The 17,442-nt window shown below is 72.5% G+C and carries 10 protein-coding genes; 5 read left to right on the top strand and 5 right to left on the bottom strand.

Going from position 1 to position 17,442, the window contains the following annotated elements; genetic code table 11:
- Positions 1-543 precede the first annotated feature (543 nt).
- Positions 544-1,104 carry a MarR family winged helix-turn-helix transcriptional regulator gene (locus ACH4FH_RS05400; RefSeq protein WP_398554383.1) on the bottom strand — a complete coding sequence of 187 codons (561 nt, stop codon included), beginning with the start codon at positions 1,102-1,104 and terminating at the stop codon, positions 544-546.
- 214 nt (positions 1,105-1,318) lie between these two features.
- Between ACH4FH_RS05400 and ACH4FH_RS05395 the strand changes: the two genes are divergently transcribed.
- Positions 1,319-2,632 carry an MFS transporter gene (locus tag ACH4FH_RS05395; RefSeq protein WP_398554419.1) on the top strand — a complete coding sequence of 438 codons (1,314 nt, stop codon included), beginning with the start codon at positions 1,319-1,321 and terminating at the stop codon, positions 2,630-2,632.
- 182 nt (positions 2,633-2,814) lie between these two features.
- Here ACH4FH_RS05395 and ACH4FH_RS05390 read toward each other — a convergent pair whose 3' ends face one another.
- Both ACH4FH_RS05390 and ACH4FH_RS05385 read right to left on the bottom strand, forming a co-directional pair.
- Positions 2,815-4,638, bottom strand: coding sequence for a SpoIIE family protein phosphatase (locus tag ACH4FH_RS05390; protein WP_398554382.1), 1,824 nt, complete (start codon positions 4,636-4,638; stop codon positions 2,815-2,817).
- 312 nt (positions 4,639-4,950) lie between these two features.
- Positions 4,951-6,273, bottom strand: a complete 1,323-nt coding sequence (locus tag ACH4FH_RS05385; RefSeq protein WP_398554418.1) for an NAD(P)/FAD-dependent oxidoreductase — start codon at positions 6,271-6,273, stop codon at positions 4,951-4,953.
- A 503-nt stretch (positions 6,274-6,776) separates the two neighbouring features.
- On the opposite strand from ACH4FH_RS05385, the gene ACH4FH_RS05380 reads away from it, so the two are divergent.
- Both ACH4FH_RS05380 and ACH4FH_RS05375 read left to right on the top strand, forming a co-directional pair.
- Positions 6,777-7,646 carry a TetR/AcrR family transcriptional regulator gene (locus ACH4FH_RS05380; RefSeq protein ID WP_398554381.1) on the top strand — a complete coding sequence of 290 codons (870 nt, stop codon included), beginning with the start codon at positions 6,777-6,779 and terminating at the stop codon, positions 7,644-7,646.
- A gap of 314 nt (positions 7,647-7,960) precedes the next feature.
- Positions 7,961-9,943 (top strand): sigma-70 family RNA polymerase sigma factor, encoded by a 1,983-nt coding sequence (locus ACH4FH_RS05375; protein ID WP_398554380.1) that lies wholly within the window; start codon positions 7,961-7,963, stop codon positions 9,941-9,943.
- 330 nt (positions 9,944-10,273) lie between these two features.
- On the opposite strand, the gene ACH4FH_RS05370 is transcribed toward ACH4FH_RS05375, so the two are convergent.
- A complete protein-coding gene (locus ACH4FH_RS05370; RefSeq protein WP_398554379.1) occupies positions 10,274-12,355 on the bottom strand; it encodes an asparagine synthase-related protein in 2,082 nt (693 codons plus the stop codon).
- Between the two features lie 723 nt (positions 12,356-13,078).
- Here ACH4FH_RS05370 and ACH4FH_RS05365 point away from each other — a divergent pair.
- Positions 13,079-14,527, top strand: coding sequence for an MFS transporter (locus ACH4FH_RS05365; RefSeq protein ID WP_393893254.1), 1,449 nt, complete (start codon positions 13,079-13,081; stop codon positions 14,525-14,527).
- Between the two features lie 223 nt (positions 14,528-14,750).
- Positions 14,751-15,971, top strand: coding sequence for an L-2-hydroxyglutarate oxidase (gene lhgO, locus ACH4FH_RS05360; protein WP_398554378.1), 1,221 nt, complete (start codon positions 14,751-14,753; stop codon positions 15,969-15,971).
- Positions 15,972-16,079: 108 nt separating this feature from the next.
- Here lhgO and ACH4FH_RS05355 read toward each other — a convergent pair whose 3' ends face one another.
- A complete protein-coding gene (locus ACH4FH_RS05355; RefSeq protein WP_398554377.1) occupies positions 16,080-17,348 on the bottom strand; it encodes a PQQ-binding-like beta-propeller repeat protein in 1,269 nt (422 codons plus the stop codon).
- Between the last annotated feature and the right edge of the window lie 94 nt (positions 17,349-17,442).

The following is a 17,442-nucleotide window of genomic DNA, read 5'->3' as shown; positions in this document are numbered from 1 at the left end:
TCTGGCGTTGACTTTTGGCACGCTGTTGAGTTCTCAAGGAACGGACGCTTCCTTTGTGCCTGTTTCACCAGGCTCTCCGGGCGCTTCCCTTCGGTCTTGCGTTTCCGACTCTATCAGATCCTCGCGGTCCTGATTTTCGCCGGTGCGATTCGGCCTTTCGGCTTCTTCGCGGTTCCAACCTTACCAGATCCGTTTCCGTCTCCGGCCCCCTGTTGGAGCGGGGTTGGCCTTCTTGCTTTCGCTTTCCGGCCTTTCCGACTCTATCAGATCCAGTCCGTTCCGTTTCCGGTCCGAATTTGTTTCCGATTCCCCGTCGGAGGAGGTTGTTCGCGCCTTTCGGCGTGATCACTACTTTAGCGGAATTCCTCGGTGACTCATAATCGAGTCACGGTCCGAATTTCGGCATGCCGAAATGCTTCCCGGTGAGGAGGCCGTGCAGTAGTGGTGTGCCGCTGAAGCGGCGGGATGGCCGCCGCAGAACCGTTCCGGCTCCGTGGCAACTCGGAGAACACTACGGATCGGGCAGACCCGTGTCAACTCAGGTCAGTCAAGGTCGTTGAGACGGCCGTCGGCGTCCGGTTGAGCATCCTCCACGCGACGCAGCAGGCGGGTCAACACGCCGCCCAGGAGCTGGCGTTCCTCGCCGGAGAGGTCCTGGAGGAGGTCTTCCTCGAAGACGGAGGCCAGGCGCATCGCGGCGAGCCACTTCTCGCGGCCTTCGTCCGTCAGCTCGACGATGACGCGGACGCGGTTGTTCTCGTCGCGGTCGCGGGTGACCAGACCTTCGTTCGCCATGCGGTCGATGCGGTGGGTCATGGCGGCCGGCGTGAGGCCGAGGCGCTTGGCGAGTTCACCCGGACCCAGTTGATAGGGGGCGCCGGAGACGACGAGGGCCTTGAGGACCTCCCATTCGGCGTTGCTCAGGCCGAGGGTCGCCGTCTGCCGCCCGTAGGCGACGTTCATCCGGCGGTTGAGGCGCTGAAGTGCGGAGACGACCTGTTCCACCTGGGGGTCGAGGTCCTGGAACTCGCGCTGGTAGGCCGCGATCTGTTCCTCAAGGCTCGGCTCGGTCACGTCGGCGGCCGCATCGGAGGGCTCAGGCATGCGGCGCAGTATGGCACGTAACTCATTGGCGTTGAAGTCCTTCGCCATGTACTCTTTAGCTTCGAACTTTAGCTTCGAAGTCTTCAGCTTCTGACTGTTCGGGTCCGCCCGTTCTGCTCGTCGGTCCGCCTGTGCGGCCCGGCCGCTCGGTCGTCCTGGGCTTCCTGGCCGGTTCTTCTCTCTCGTCCTTACGACATGACCTAGGTAGGTGAGTGTGACCACCGCGATGGGCGCCGCGCTGCGCCGGATCCAGTTGGGGAACGCACTGAGCGCGTTCGGCAACGGCTTCACGGTTCCGTATCTGTACGTCTATGTGGCGAAGGTCCGGGATCTCGGTGCGAGTACGGCCGGTGTGGTGCTGGCGATGTTGGCAGTGGCGGCGCTGGTCGTCCTGCCGCTGACCGGTCGGGTCATCGACCGGCGCGGCCCCCTCCCGGTGGCCGTCGCCGGTACGGTCTCGGCCGCTCTCGGTGCGCTCGGTCTCGGGCTGTCCGCCACCGAGCCGCTGGTCATCGCGTCCGCCATCGCCCTCGGAGCGGGTATCGCGGTGATCCAGCCGGCGCTCGCCACGACGATCGTGTGGTGCTCGACGACGGTGACCAGGTCGCGCGCGTTCGCCACCCAGTTCTTTCTGAACAACCTGGGACTGGGCGTCGGCGGGCTGGTCGGCGGGCTGCTCGTCGACGAGTCGCATGCGTCGAGCTTTGTGCGGCTGTTCGCCATCGAGGCCGCGATGTTCCTGGTTCTGGGAGCGGCGATCGCGTCCGTACGGCTGCCGCGTACGCCGAAGGTCGAGGACGCGGTGCCGACCGCGGAGCGCGCCGCGGGCGCCTGGCGGATGCTGTTCGCCGACCGGCGGATGGTGTGGCTGTGTGTGCTGGGCTTTGTGCTGTTCTTCGCCTGCTACGGCCAGTTCGAGTCGGGCCTCGCGGCGTACGCCACCGAGGTCACCCGGATCGCGCCGGCGACGCTGGGCATCGCCCTCGCGGCGAATACGGCGGCCATCGTGGCGGCGCAGTTCGTGGTGCTCAAGCTCGTCGAGCGGCGGCGTCGCAGTCGGGTCATGGCGCTGGTCGGGGCGATCTGGACGGTGGCGTGGCTGGCGGCCGGTCTGTCCGGGCTGGTGCACGGGGCGCAGGCCGTGGCGACGACCCTGCTGATCTCGACGTACGCGTTGTTCGGTGTGGGTGAGTCGATGCTCTCGCCGACACTCTCGCCGCTGGTGGCCGATCTCGCGCCGGCCTCGCTGATCGGGCAGTACAACTCGGCGTTCGCGCTGGTCAAGCAGCTGGCACTGGCGGTCGGCCCGGCGGTGGGCGCGCTGATGGTGGGCCATGGGATGCACGTGGCCTACATCGGGATGCTGGTGTGCTGCGCGCTGGGGATCACGGTGCTGGCGCTGCGGCTGGGGCGGATGCTCGGCCCTGAGCAGGACAACCCGCACCGGTCGGCCCCGGTGATGCCCGCGGCGCGGGTCGCGCCGGCCGAGACGGCGGAACCGGTGGAGACGGTGGGCGCCGCGGTCTGAGGGCGGCGGCGTCGGCGCCTCTCCTCGGCCCCGACCTCCCCCCGCCGCACCCTCCGTCCACGTCGCCTCAATCCACAACGCATTTCACTCCACAACGCATTGGTCCCGCGGTCCTTCCGGCCGCGGGACCAATGCGTTGTGGAGTGAGGGAAACGGCGTGGCTGTCTCCTCGCTGCCCCGGCCTAGGGGCGCGGCAGGGCGAATTCGCACCAGACGGCCTTGCCGCCGCCCGGGGTGCGGCGCGAGCCCCAGGAGGAGGCGATGGTCGCGATGATGGAGATGCCGCGGCCGGCTTCGTCCACCGGTTCGGCGCGGCGGCGGCGCGGGAGGTGGTCGTCGCCGTCGGTGACCTCGACGATCAGCCGGCGGTCCGTACGGCGCAGCCGCAGGCGCATCGGCGGGGTGCCGTGCTGCAGGGAATTGGCGACGAGTTCGCTGGCCGCGAGCACGCCGAGGTCGTGCAGCTCGGGGGAGAAACGCCAGGAGGCGAGGACGCCGGAGGCGAAGGCGCGGGCGCGCGGTGCCGCTTCGATGCCGCCGTGGAGTTCCAGGGCGGCGTTGTGGAACAGCTCGGCGTCGTGGCCGGTGCGCGCCGGGTGCTGGAGGACGAGGATCGCGACGTCGTCGTCATGTGTGGCGGTGATGCCGAGGGCGCGCAGCAGCCGGTCGCAGACGATGTCCGGTGCTCCGGTGGCGCCGGCGAAGGCACGCTCCAGGGCCTCGACCCCGTCGTCGATGTCCTTGTCGCGGCGCTCGACCAGACCGTCCGTATAGAGGACGGCGCTGCAGCCGGGGCCGAGCGGGACCGAGCCGGAGGTGTGCAGCCAGCCGCCGGTGCCCAGGGGCGGGCCGGTCGGCTCGGCGGCGCGGCGGACGGCGCCGTCCGGGTCGCGGACGAGGATGGGCAGGTGCCCGGCCGAGGCGTAGACCAGGCGGCCTTCGTTGGGGTCGTGGACGGCGTAGACGCAGGTGGCGATCTGGCTGGCGTCGATCTCGGCGGCGAGGCCGTCGAGGAGTTGCAGCACCTCGTGGGGCGGCAGGTCCAGGCGGGCATAGGCGCGTACGGCGGTGCGCAGCTGGCCCATGACAGCGGCGGCGCGCACCCCGCGGCCCATGACGTCGCCGATGACCAGGGCCGTACGGCCGGCGCCGAGGGTGATGACGTCGTACCAGTCCCCGCCGACGGCCGCGTCCGTTCCGCCCGGCTGGTAGGTGGCTGCCACACGAAGGTCGTCCGGCTGCTCCAGCTCCTGGGGCAGCAGGGAACGCTGGAGGGTGACCGCGGCCTCGCGCTGGCGGGCCTCGCTGGCCCGCAGCCGCTCGGCCGACTCGATCTGGTCGGTGACGTCGGCGCCGAAGACGAGCACGCCGTGGTGCGGGGCGACGCAGGCGACCTCGGGGTCGGGGGCCGGACCGCTGGCGGCGACCTCGATCGGGGTGCAGGTGAAGGTGTAGTAGCCGTCGCGGGTGCGGTCCTGCCCCGCGCCGCCCGGGACGCGGCGGGACTTGACCGTGCGGGGCTTGCCGCTGCGCAGCACCTGGTCCATCAGCGGCAGCAGCCCCAGCTCGTCGAGCTCGGGCAGGGCTTCGCGGGCGGTGTGGCCGGCGGGGCGGGGCCCGAAGACGGAGGCGTAGGCGCCGTTGACGTAGGCGATGCGGTGCTCGGGGCCGTAGACCACGGCCACCAGGGCGGGGATGGTGCCGAGGATGTCGTGGACGGACAGCGCGTCGACGGTCGGCGGCAGGGACACGGGGAGGGGCGTCTCGGCGGGGGCCGCTTCGGTGTGTTCCGCGCGAGCGGCGGGGACGGCGCCGGGGTCCACGGGGAGGGCGGCCGGTTCGGCCTCGGCGGCCTGGGGCGTGGTGGGCGCCACCGTGGCCGCGGCGGGCGGGGCGGTTGTCGGCGCGGCGGACGCGGCGGACGCGGGCGGAGTCGCGCGGTCGGACCGCGCGGCTGCACGCCGCTGTGTGCCGGGGAGCTTGGCGCTCCAGCGCGTGAAGATCACGGAGGTGTACCTCTTACTTCGCGTCGTCGCGCGGGCTCGGGCCGTCGGCATGGGGGAACCGCCCGGCCGGAGACGGGGGGAGTGTCGGCTGGGGGCACTCTCGGCACCCTCTGGCGGAATGCAGCAAACGTCCAGAATCCTCGTGATTGTCACTCTTTGCAGATACGAGCCCACCCATGGTCACACGTCCAGTGTGGCCGACCGGACTGACATCCGTCAGACGCCGTGGGCCGGAGCGCAGTTGCACGCGATGACCCGTTCGGCCGCATCGACGCCGGGCCGTACGCCAACGCGCCTGGTGGGGCGGGGTCGTCAACTGGCTTCGTTGTGGCGTCCCGTGCCCGCCGCGAGTTCGAATTCGGCCCGCGGGTTCTCCAGCGAGCCGAGCGAGACGATCTCGCGCTTGAACAGGCCCGCGAGGGTCCATTCGGCCAATACCCGCGCCTTGCGGTTGAAGGTGGGCACCCGGCTGAGGTGGTAGGCGCGGTGCATGAACCACGCCGGATAGCCCTTCAGTTTTCGTCCGTAGATGTGCGCGACGCCCTTGTGCAGACCCAGCGAAGCCACCGATCCGGCGTATTTGTGCGCATAGTCCACGATCGGGCCGCCGCGGACGGCCGCCGCGACGTTCTCGGCGAGCACCTTGGCCTGGCGCACGGCGTGCTGGGCGTTGGGTGCGCACTCCGGGCGGGGTCCGCCGGGCTCGGCCGGCTCCGCCGTCAGGTCCGGGACGGCCGCCGCGTCGCCGGCGGACCAGGCGTGTTCGACGCCGTCCACCTGGAGCGCGGCGGTGCACCGGAGCCGGCCACGCTCGGTCAGCGGCAGCTTGGTGGCGGCGAGGATGGGATGCGGTTTGACGCCCGCCGTCCACACCAGGGTCCGGTTCGGGAAGCGGGAGCCGTCGCTGAGCACCGCTACCCGGCTCTCGCAGGAGTCCAGCCGGGTGTCGAGGCGTACGTCGATGTTGCGGCCGCGCAGCTCGCGGACGGCGTACCGGCCCATCTCAGGACCCACCTCGGGAAGGATCTTGCCGGTCGCCTCGACCAGGATCCACTTCATGTCCTCGGGCTTGATGTTGTGGTAGTACCGGGCGGCGTAGCGGGCCATGTCCTCCAGCTCCGCCAGCGCCTCCACGCCCGCGTAGCCACCACCGACGAACACGAAGGTCAGCGCCGCGTCACGGACCGCGGGGTCGCGGGTGGACGAGGCGATGTCGAGCTGTTCGAGGACGTGGTTGCGCAGCCCGATGGCCTCTTCGACGGTCTTGAAGCCGATACCGACTTCGGCGAGGCCCGGGACCGGGAGGGTGCGGGAGACCGAGCCGGGCGCGAGGACGAGTTCGTCGTAGCCGATCGCCATGGCACCGTCGCCGGTCTCCTCCGCGGCGAGGGTCGTGATGGTGGCCGTCCGCTCGCTGTGGTCGATCGCGGTGACCTCGCCGACGACCACCCGGCACTGCGGCAGCACCCGGCGCAGCGGTACGACGACATGGCGCGGGGAGATGGAGCCGGCCGCCGCTTCCGGCAGGAACGGCTGGTACGTCATATAGGGCTCGGGGTCGACCACGACGATCTCGACCGTGCCCTGCCGCAGTTCCTGCTTCAGCTTCGATTGCAGCCGCAGCGCGGTGTACATCCCTACGTAGCCACCGCCGACCACGAGAATGCGCGCCGGGTCGTCCTTCGAAGACACAGCCTTCACAGAGGTACTCCTCGCGATGTCGACCAGTCCCGGGGCGGCACCGCTCCGGAGGTCGGCCGGCGGCACGGCCACCCTCGGGTGCTGCGCCCCCGGGAAAGCACAGCACTGTTCCATGACGCACCCCCGGAACGGCTTTGTCCACAGGCTCGTCGAAATGTATGACCGGGCGCGGTCACCGTGACGGACGGTCGCCTTCCGTCTACGGGAGCGGAGGAGTGCAGGTCAGCGGGCGGGTCGCGTCGGGAGGACCGGTGCGCAATCGGGGCGGATCGGGTCCGTACTCCGATCGGGGGGCGCACTGTGCGGAACTGCCCCCTTCATTCTTGACCTGGGCTCAACTATGTTCGTATCTCGTTGGGGTGCACCCTCTCGTCGGTACGCCCCGACCGTCAGGGCGGGGAGTCTCCGGGGGGAGACGTCATTACCGGGGGATCAATATGCATATTCAGGGCTCTCAATGGCCGACAGCCGTCGCCACGACCCAGGTCGCGGACGGCGCCGTCGGCGGCAACAGCAACGGCACGAACGGGAACGGCGCGAACGCCAACGGCGGTACCGCGCACGGCGGCTTCGGGGGCGCCGTCGGCCGCAGCACGCCGCTGCGGGTGGACGCCCAGCGCAATCTGGAACACGTACTGCGCGCCGCGCGCGAGGTCTTCGGGGAGCTGGGGTACGGCGCTCCCATGGAGGACGTCGCCCGGCGGGCCCGCGTAGGTGTCGGCACGGTCTACCGCCGGTTCCCGAGCAAGGACGTCCTCGTGCGGCGGATAGCCGAGGAGGAGACCTCCAGGCTGACGGAGCAGGCACGCACGGCGCTCGGCCAGGAGGACGACCCGTGGTCGGCGCTGTCGCGCTTCTTGCGGACATCGGTCGCCTCGGGCGCCGGGCGGCTGCTGCCCCCGGGCATTCTGCGGGTGAGCGCGAGCACGGAGCGGCTGGTGGACGGCGTGGCCGAGGCGCGGGTTCCGCAGCAGCGGATAGCACCCGGCCCGGAGGCACCGGCGGATCTGCGCCTGGTCGCCCCGCGTGGCGAATCCGACGGCGCACTCACCGCGGGCGGCCCGGAGAGCGGCCCGGACGGTACCGAGGAGACCGTGGGCGCGCAGGCGCTGCTGGAGGTCGTCGGGCGTCTGGTGGAGCGTGCGCGGGCGGCCGGTGAGCTGCGCGCCGATGTGACGGTCGCCGATGTGCTGCTGGTGATCGCCACGAGCGCGCCGTCGCTGCCGGACCCCTCCCAGCAACAGGCCGCTTCCGGGCGGCTGCTGGACATCCTGCTGGAGGGACTGCGCTCGCGGCCTGCCCGCTGAAGATCGGCGTGGGGAGCGCACACGGGAGCGCACCAGGAGTTCACCCGTCCGGGCCCTTCGTGAGGAGGGCGCCGGGCGGGCGGTGGGGCTGTCCCGCCGGTGGTGCGCGGCGCTGTGGACGGTGCGCGCCGGGCCCTCCCTCCGCATCCGCCGGGATCCGCGCGCGATGCGCCCCGTACGGGTGAAGGTCACTGCCGCTCTGCGGAGAACTCGCCCCGGATGAGTGGATGCCCCGAAGGGCCCTGAAGCGTAGGTGCCCGATGTGGCACGCTTGCGCGTGTTCCGGTGTGACGGTGTGTTCGGGGGCCTCGGCGATGGGTGTTGACGGGCGGGACGAGCAGCGTGGCGGCATGGCCGGCGCCGCCGGGACGGGTGCGTCCGAGGGGGAGCCGTATCCGCAGGTCCCCGGGCAGCCGGGGCCACGGGGCGCGATGCCCCCGGCGGCCGGCCCCACCGAGCGGCACGACCGCGCCGATGGCTCCGTGGGCTCCCCGGGATCTGCGGGCTCCGACCCGAGCGTGCCCGCGCAGCGTGGGCGCGCCACCGGGCCGGCCGCGGATGCCGTGCCCCGAGAACTTCCGCCTTCCGACGGCCAGTTGATCGCCAATATGCGCGCGGGCGACGACAGCGCGTACGAGGAGATGTACCGCAGGCACGCCGAGGCGGTACGGCGCTACGCCCGCAGCTGCTGCCGGGACGCGCACACCGCCGAGGACCTGACCGGTGAGGTCTTCGCCCGCACGCTGCAGGCAGTACGCGGCGGCGCGGGACCGGATTCGGCGGTCCGCGCGTATCTGCTGACGACCGTCCGCCGGGTCGCCGCCTCCTGGGCGAAGACCGCCAGACGGGAGCAACTCGTCGAGGATTTCGCGGTGTTCGCCGTGTCCTCCGCCGGTTCCTCGATGGACGACGACACCCTCGACCTGGGCGCGGATGTCCGCGCCATGCACGAAGCCGAGCAGACGATGGCCGTACAGGCGTTCCGCAGCCTGCCCGAGCGCTATCAGACGGTGCTGTGGCACACCACCATCGAGGACGAGTCGCCGAGCGAGGTCGCACCGCTCCTCGGGCTGACCGCCAACGCCACCGCCGTCCTCGCCCACCGTGCCCGCGAGGGGCTCAAGCAGGCGTATCTGCAGGCGCATGTCAGCCAGTCGCTGACCGCCGGCGGCGACTGCGCCCGGTACGCCGACCGGCTCGGCGCGTACGCCCGCGGTGGTCTGCGGATGCGGGCCGAACGGGGCCTGCGCAAGCACCTCGACCAGTGCGCCCGCTGCCGCACGGCCGCACTGGAGGTCGCGGACGTCAATGAGCGGATCGGTGCGGTGCTGCCGGTCGCGGTCATCGGCTGGTTCGCCGCCGGGTACGCCGTCAAGACGGCCGCCGCGGTGGCCGGGGCCGCGGGAGTGGGAGCCGCGGCGGGAGCCGGCGCGGCGGCCGCCGCCGGGGGCGGAGGATCCGGCGCCGCGGGGAGCGCCGGTGGCGCCGCAGCGAGCGAGGCGCTCGGCGCACCGGTCAAGGTCGGCATCGGGGTCGGCGCGACGGTGGTGGCGGGCGCGGCCCTGGCGCTCGCGTTGGCCGGAGACCCCAAGCCCACCCCGGAACCGCAGGCCAAACCGGACCGGCCCGCGCAGTCCGCGCCACAGAAGCCGTCCCCCGAGAAGCCCGCGAAGCCGGCGCCCGAGCCACCGGCTCCGCCGTCGGCAACGGCGGAGCAGGAGCCGGCGCCCGAGCCCTCCACGAAACCGAGCGCGAAACCGGCTCCGCAGAAGCCCGCACCGACTCACGAACCGGCGCCCCCCACACCCACACCGACGCCCACCCCCACGCCCACTCCCAAGCCGCCTCCCCCCGCGCCGGCGCCGACCCCGTACCGGATCAACGCGCTGGCGTACGACCTCACCGGCAACGGCTCCGAGCCCGAGGTGCGCACGTTCGGCAGCAGCTGGCTGTGGCAGCGGAACAGTCCGGGCATCGGGGGCACGAAGTACGCGCACGGCGTGAGCGTTCACGGCCCGTCCTCGGTCCTCATCGATCTCAACCGCCCCTGCACCGCCTACGACGCGGTCGTCGGCGTCGACGACCTCAGCCTCGGGCTGGGCTCCTTGCGCTTCTCCGTCTACGCGGACGGGGTGCGGCTGTGGCGCTCGGACGTGCTGCACGGCGGCGACCGGGCGGTGCCCGTACACGTACCGCTCACGGGCCGGCAGACGCTGCGCCTGGTGGTGGAGCCGCAGTCCCCCACCGATGTGGTGGCGTTGGGGACATGGGCACGGTCGCAGGTCAGCTGCCGGTGAGAACGGGGCGGTTGCCCGCCGGCTGTCGCTGAAGGGGACCGGGTTGCCCCTGCGGTCCGGCCCGGCGGGCGGGCGGACGGATGTGAGGACAGGCGGGCAGGCGGGCGGGCTGATGTGCGCCGTGCGCTCTCGGCGTGAAAGGTCGTGTACGCGCCATCGCCTGCGCCGTTCAGCTGGGCGCGCGGGCCGGACGGGGTGCGCCGGACATGCTCGGGCGGCGCTCTCGTCGGCCGGGCATGTAGCGGTGCTCATCCTCGGTCGGTGGGCGCGAGCGGCGGGGCGTGAGCGGACGCGTGCGGCCGGGCGGCACGCCCCGCCCCCCGGCCCGGCTCACAACCGGGCGCGCGGCACCACCCCGCCCGCGACCGCCCGCTGCCGCGGAGCCGCCGTGCCCGTCCAGCACGTGCCGCGCCGGGCGAGCAGCCGGCGCAACCACAGCTCGGTGGAGACCAGTTCGGCGAGGCCGTCGAGGGGGAGTTCGGCGCCCTCGGCCGCCGCGCGGAGGGCCTTGCGAACCACGCGCGCCTCGATCAACCCTGCGTCGGCCAGGAGGGGTGCGTCGAAGAGGGCCACCAGGTCGCCGACGGCGCTGCGCAGCCCGGCGCGTACCGCGGCCAGGTGGGTTGCGTGGGAGGTGGCGCCCCAACCGGGCGGCAAGTCGCGTACGCCGGCGCCCGCGAGCACCGAGCGCAGCACGGCCGCGCGCGCCCCCGGCTGCACCCGGAGGGTGTCCGGCAGCGCGCGGCAGGCGAGCACCACCTGGTTGTCGAGGAAGGGCGCGTGCAGCCGCTGATTGCGGACCTCGGCCGCCTGCTCGAAGACGCGGTGGTCCGCGGCGTGGCGGGCCAGCGCGGCGCGCGCCCGCCGCTCACCGGGGCGGCCCACGGCCGGCGAACGGCTCGCCGCGTCCCCCAGACGAACCGATACTTCGGCCAGCGCCTCGCCCGTGAGCCAGCGCGCCGCGGGGCCCGGCCGGCACCAGGCGAGGGCGGCCAGGGAGGCGTCCACCGCCCCGCCGGTCACCGGGGCCTCGGAGAACTGCCGCTCCATGAGGCGGCGCGCCGCGTCGCTGATGCCGGCCCCATAGGACGTGCGGGCGAGTTTGCGGGCGGCGCGATAGACGGTGAAGGGGACCAGGACGGACTGTGCGGACGGTCCGTCGGCCTTGGCGAGAGCGGTGACGGGACGCAGCAGATGCCGTCGGCGGCGGTCCATGAGCAGGTCGGCGAGCCGGGCCGGATGGGCGTCGAGCACCTGCCGCGCGCCGTCCCCGACGAAGTGGTCAGCGCTGCCGGCCAGCAACCGCCGCCGGTGGCGCCCGGCGGTGGTCAGGGAGGGCCCGGGTTCGTCGGTGAGCGGGCCGCTGCCGAGGTCGGCGTACGGGAGCGCCTCCTCGCCGGCCGCGACGACGACGTGCCGCAGCCGCGGGTTGTCGGCGATGCTGCGCGCGCGCTCCAACTCCGCCGCGTGGTAGGGCTGTCCGCCGTTCGTGGCGCGGTCGTTGAAGGTGACGGCGAGCAGGCGTTCGCCGTGTCCGTCGAGCGTCCCGGGCTGGCCGGGCAGGCCCGCGGCCAGGAGGGCGAGCGTGCCGGAGGCACTGCCTCCGGAGAGGTCGGCGCCGACGCCGGGGACCGGTCCACCGCGGGCGGCGCGCCGCTCGGCGGGGCCCATGCCCGGCACCGGGCCGGGGTCCAGGCCGTCCCGCCCGTCCGGGTCGGGAGCGTGCCGCGGGCCGGCCAGCCGGGTGCGGACGGCCTCGATCAGTGCGTCACGTACGCCGTTCACCGCCTGTTCCGCGGGGAGTTGGGGCGCGGCGACGGCCAGTGAGGCGGTGGGCTCGAAGGACGCGATCTCGCCTGCGCCGCCACGCAGCACCAGGGCGTGGCCGGGCGGAATCCGACGGACCCCTTCGTACGGAGTGCCGGCGCCGAGCGCCTCGGGCGCGTCCGGGCACGCCAGCATCGCGGCGAGGTGGCCGACATCGAGGCCGGCCTCGACGAGGTCGGCGAGCGGGAGCGCGGCGGTGGCGTACGCGGTGCCGCCGGCCCAGGGGGTGTGGAAGACGGGGCGGGCACCGGCCAGATCGCCGGTGACCGTGATGCGCCGACCCACCTGCACGACGGCGGTGTAGCTGCCCGGCCATGCGGTGAGGTGGCGCAGCGCCCCGCCACGGGCCGCGAACAGGCCGACGCGCAGCTGGTCGTTGGTGGCACCGCAGACGCCGAAGACGGCGAGCCGGGTTTCGGGGTCCGCCTGGACCACCCGGACCTCGTCCGGCCGCCAGTCGCCCACCGCCCACAGCGGATCCGGGTCGTTCCACAGGAGTTGGGCGCCGACGGGCAGGACCGTCCGGCTCCCCCCGTCGGCGGCCGGTCTCGTGGCGGCACTGCTCCACCCCACCAACCAGCGCATCGCCGCCTCCACCCGATTCCCCGTCCGCCGAGGGGCCAACGGCCGCCCCGTACAGCGGATTGCCAAGCTGTTGTGCGGACCATGCTGCCACGACAGCGGCGTGCGGGAGGTGTCAAAGAGGGCCCGTATGCGGGCGGTTCATGCCGCGGACCGGCCGCGGAGGCGGACCGGGCCGGGTGCGGGGCACCGGCGCGGCGCTCCAGGCGTCGCGTGCCGGCGTGGTTCCGTCCACCCCGGGCGGCCCCCCGTGTGGCCCCCGGGACAGCCCCCGAGCGAGTGGCGGCGCGAAAGCATCGCACGCCGCATTTCAGCCAAAGTCCGTTCCGTACCGCCTGGTTGACGGAATCGGGTATCGCGTCAACCGGTGAAGCGGCCGGTCGGCGACCGGTCCGTGCGACGGTCCGGGAGGCGGGCTACGCCTCCCGGACCGGACCGCCACCCGCGGGGAATGAGGTGACGGTATCCCCCAGCCCACTGGATCCAGTGCAGCGGGCCGACCCACGCAGAACTCATCGAAGCGCTCCCGCCGAAGAGCGGCCAGCGCGCACGGACGGGCGCACGGGCACACGTACCCGGAGCACATGCCAATTCCCGCACCCCTGTTTGAACACGAATCTCGCCATCCGGGACACCGGCCCTTAACGGTAGGGATCCGGCGAACTACTCTGGGTGGACGCATGCCCCGGGGTACCGGGGCGGCCGTCGCTGTGTCGAGGGGTGCGCATGTCCAGGGATATACGCGGGCCGAACGAGAAGCTCGGCACCGTTCTCGCCCTCGCGGGTATCAGCAATGCCGGACTGGCGCGCCGGGTCAACGACCTCGGTGCGCAGCGTGGACTGACGCTTCGTTACGACAAGACGTCGGTGGCCCGGTGGGTTTCCAAGGGCATGGTGCCGCAAGGCGCCGCGCCCCATTTGATCGCGTCCGCGATCGGCAGCAAGCTCGGCCGGCCGGTGCCGCTGCACGAGATCGGACTCGCCGACGCGGACCCGGCGCCCGAGGTGGGCCTGGCATTTCCCCGCGATGTGGGCGCAGCGGTGCGTTCCGCGACCGAGTTGTACCGGCTGGATCTGGCCGGACGGCGGGCCGGCGGTGGCGGTATCTGGCAGAGCCTGGCCGGATCCTTCGCCGTCAGCGCGTATGCGACGCCCGCATCGCGCTGGCTGATATCCCCCGCCGACAGCTCGGTGGCGCGGGAGGCCGCCGAGGCCCGCGACCGGGACGCCGCGGCGGCCGGCGACGCGGGCATCCCGCAGCACGTCGGCCACAGCGACGTCACCAAGCTGCGCGAGGCGGCGGAGGACGCGCGCCGCTGGGACTCCAAGTACGGCGGCGGTGACTGGCGGTCGTCGATGGTGCCGGAGTGCCTCCGGGTGGACGCGGCGCCGTTACTCCTTGCCTCGTACAGCGACGAAGTGGGACGCGCGCTGTTCGGGGCCACCTCCGAACTCACCCGGCTCGCCGGCTGGATGGCCTTCGACACCGGCCAGCAGGAGGCCGCGCAGCGGTACTACATCCAGGCCCTGCGGCTCGCCCGCGCCGCCGCCGATGTGCCGCTGGGGGGATATGTTCTGGCCTCGATGTCACTCCAGGCGACGTACCGCGGCTTCGCCGACGAGGGCGTGGACCTCGCGCAGGCCGCCCTGGAACGCAACCGCGGCCTGGCGACCGCCCGCACCATGAGCTTCTTCCGGCTGGTCGAGGCGCGCGCCCAGGCCAAGGCCGGCGAGGCACGCGCCTGCGAGGTCGCGCTGAAGGCCGCGGAGGGCTGGCTGGAGCGCTCCCGGGGCGGCGACCCCGACCCGGCGTGGCTGGACTTCTACTCCTACGAACGCTTCGCCGCCGACGCCGCCGAGTGCTACCGCGACCTGCGCCTGCCGCGCCAGGTCCGCCGCTTCACCGAGCAGGCGCTCTCCCGGCCCACCGAGGAATTCGTCCGCTCCCACGGCCTGCGGCTGGTGGTGTCCGCGGTCGCCGAACTGGAGTCGGGCAATCTGGACGCGGCCTGCGCCGCGGGCACCCGCGCGGTGGAGGTGGCGGGCCGGATCTCCTCGGCCCGCACCACCGAATACGTCCGCGACCTCCTGCACCGCCTGGAGCCGTACGGCAACGAGCCCCGCGTGGTGGAACTCCGTGAACGTGCCCGGCCGCTGCTGGCGGCACCGGCTTAGGGGGTGGGGCGTGGGCGTGGGGCGCCCTGTCCATCCGCCCCGTCGGCGCTGACGGGGCTGACCGTGCTGACGGCCCCGCTGCCCGGCGCTCCCGCCGTCCCGCTGACCGGCCCGCCATTGCCGGATTGTCAGTGCCGACCGTCATGATGGAGTACGTCGTCGGCGATGATGCGCGGGGCCGCGGCCATGGGCGGACCTGCGGTCATGCGGTTGGGGAGGTGCAGTGGCGGCGTACGACTGCGATGTACTGGTGATCGGTGCCGGCATCGTCGGGCTCTCTACGGCCTATGCGATCACGCGTGCCGCGCCCGGCACCCGCGTCGTGGTGCTGGAGAAGGAGCCGGGTCCCGCCCGCCATCAGACCGGGCGCAACAGCGGCGTGATCCACAGCGGCATCTACTACCCACCCGGCTCGCTCAAGGCCCGCTTCGCCCTCCAGGGCTCGGCGGAGATGGTCAAGTTCTGCGCGGAACACGACATCCCCCATGACGTCACCGGCAAGCTGATCGTCGCCACCGAGCGCAGCGAGCTGCCCCGGCTGCACGGCCTGATCCAGCGCGGACGGGAACACGGCCTGCCGGTGCGCGAGCTGGGCCCCGCCCAGATAGCCGAGTACGAACCCGAGGTGCGCGGCCTGGCCGCCATCCATGTCGGGACGACGGGGGTGTGCGACTTCGGTGCGGTGGCCCGCCGGTTCGCCCGGCTCGCCACGGACGCCGGCGCCCGGATCACCTACGGCGCGGAGGTCACCACCATCGGCCGCCGCCCCGGTCGCGTCGCGGTCCGTACGGCCGACGGCACGGTCCATCGCGCCCGCGCCCTCGTCAACTGCGCCGGTCTGCACTGCGATCGCATCGCCCGGCTCGCGGGCGACCCACCCGGCATGCGGATCGTCCCGTTCCGCGGCGAATACTTCACCCTCGCCCCGGAGCGGGCCGCACTCGTCCGCGGCCTGGTCTACCCCGTACCCGACCCGGCCTTCCCGTTCCTCGGTGTCCACCTCACACGCGGCATCGACGGCGCCGTCCACATCGGCCCGAACGCCGTCCCCGCCCTGGCCCGCGAGGGCTACGAGTGGGGCACCGTCCGCCCGGCGGAGCTGGCCGGCACCCTCGCCTTCCCCGGCTCCTGGCGGATAGCCCGCCGCCACTGGCGCTACGGCGCCGGCGAGCTGCGCCGTTCCCTGTCCCGCCGCGCCTTCACCGAGGCGGTCCGCCGCCTCCTCCCGGCCGCCCGCGAGGAGGACCTCGTCCCCTCCCCGGCCGGCGTCCGCGCCCAGGCCGTCCTCCCCGACGGCACCCTCGTCGACGACTTCCTCTTCGCCGAATCCCCCGGCATCGTCCACGTCCTCAACGCCCCGTCCCCTGCCGCCACCGCCTCACTCCCCATCGGACGCGAGGTGGCGCGGCGGGTGCTGGGGGTGCTGGAACAAAGCCACGGCTGAACGAAAGCGGCTCCCGGCCCCGCGCGCCCCTGGGAAAAGGGGCGCGGCAGGAGCCGGGAGCCGGGGAAGACGAGCGACCCAGGATGCGGGGAGCAGCCTGGGAGGGCGTCAGTTGTTCGGCAGCTTGAAGGCCTGGACGCTCGGTCGGTCGTCCTGGACCCCTTCGCCCTGCACGTAGAGCTCGTTCACTTTTCCGTTCCACGCGACCGACAAGAGGCCGACGGAGGAGAGATCCTGCTTGGGGTCGTAGAGCGTGCCCATGACCTTCTCCTTGCCGTCACGCACATTGATCGCAACCAGCGCCGTGTCCGCCCCCGGGGCCGCGCCTTCGGGCGAATCCGTCAGCACGATCAGCCCTTCGTTGTCCACGCCCGCGATACCCGCCGAGCCGCGCTTCTTCCACAGCAGCTTCCCGGTCTTCAGGTCCAGAGCGGCGAGGCCGTCGGAGGTTCCGTAGCTGGACACCAGTACCTCCTCCTCCTCGTCGACGTACGTGGAGCGCGGCTCCAGCCGCAGGTCCTTCAATTCGCCTTCGAGCTTGAACGTCTTGTCGAGGTCCCCATCGTCGGTGAAGGTCGAGAGAGAACTGTCGGAATCGATCACGTTGGCGTCGCTGCTCATGCGCATGGTCAGCGGCCGGTCGGACAGGATGTCTCCCGCCGCGCGGCTCTCGCCCGGGACCTTCGAATGGATGGTGCTGTACTCCAGGTGCTGGAGGTCCAGCTGAGTCTTCGGCTTCGCGTCGTAGCAGTCACTGCCCACCGCTCGGTACTGAGGGCTCAATGCCACCGTGGTGGTGCAGTCGTGACCGCGAGCGGTCAGCTCCCAGACCTTCGCGCCGCCGGCGATGGTGAAGCCCGCGTAGCCACGTCCCATCGCCACGGCGACGACCTTCGAGTTCACCACTACCTGTGGGCTGGTCTCGGCTTCGTCGCCGGCGGAGAAGTTCTTCGACCACAGCGTGCGTCCGCTGTCGGTGTCGACGACGGAGAGGTAGGAGCAGTCGTCGCCGCCGGCGTCGAAAATCACGGCGCCGACGCCTTCGTCGCTGGCCTCCTTGGACATCCCGCAGACTTCACCGGCGCCCTTGGGTGTCTTGACCGTCCACTTCTTCTTGCCGCTCGCGCGGTTGTAGGCCCGCACGCCCTGCGGATCGCCGAAGATGACGTCGTCATCGTTGAACCACATGGAGCGCAAGCCGTTCTTCCCGAGGGACGGTTCCTCGGTGGTGGGGGAAGGCGTCTTCCAGAGCCGCGTCATCGCGTTCGCCGGTCGCTGCTCGGTCGGCGTCTCCGAGTCGTCCGACATCAGCAGGAAGTAGCCGCCGACTCCGGTGGCGATCAGCAGGACCATGACAATCCCCAGAATCGCAGGCACCGGCATGCCGCTCCGCCCGGGCTGCCCCGCCCCGCCTTGGAACTGCGGCGCCATCGGCCCGCCGGGGAACGGGGGCTGGCCGGCCACCGGAGGC

Source organism: Streptomyces sp. NPDC017993, assembly GCF_044328065.1.
GTDB lineage: Bacteria > Actinomycetota > Actinomycetes > Streptomycetales > Streptomycetaceae > Streptomyces.
This window is presented reverse-complemented; position numbering and strand designations above follow the sequence as displayed.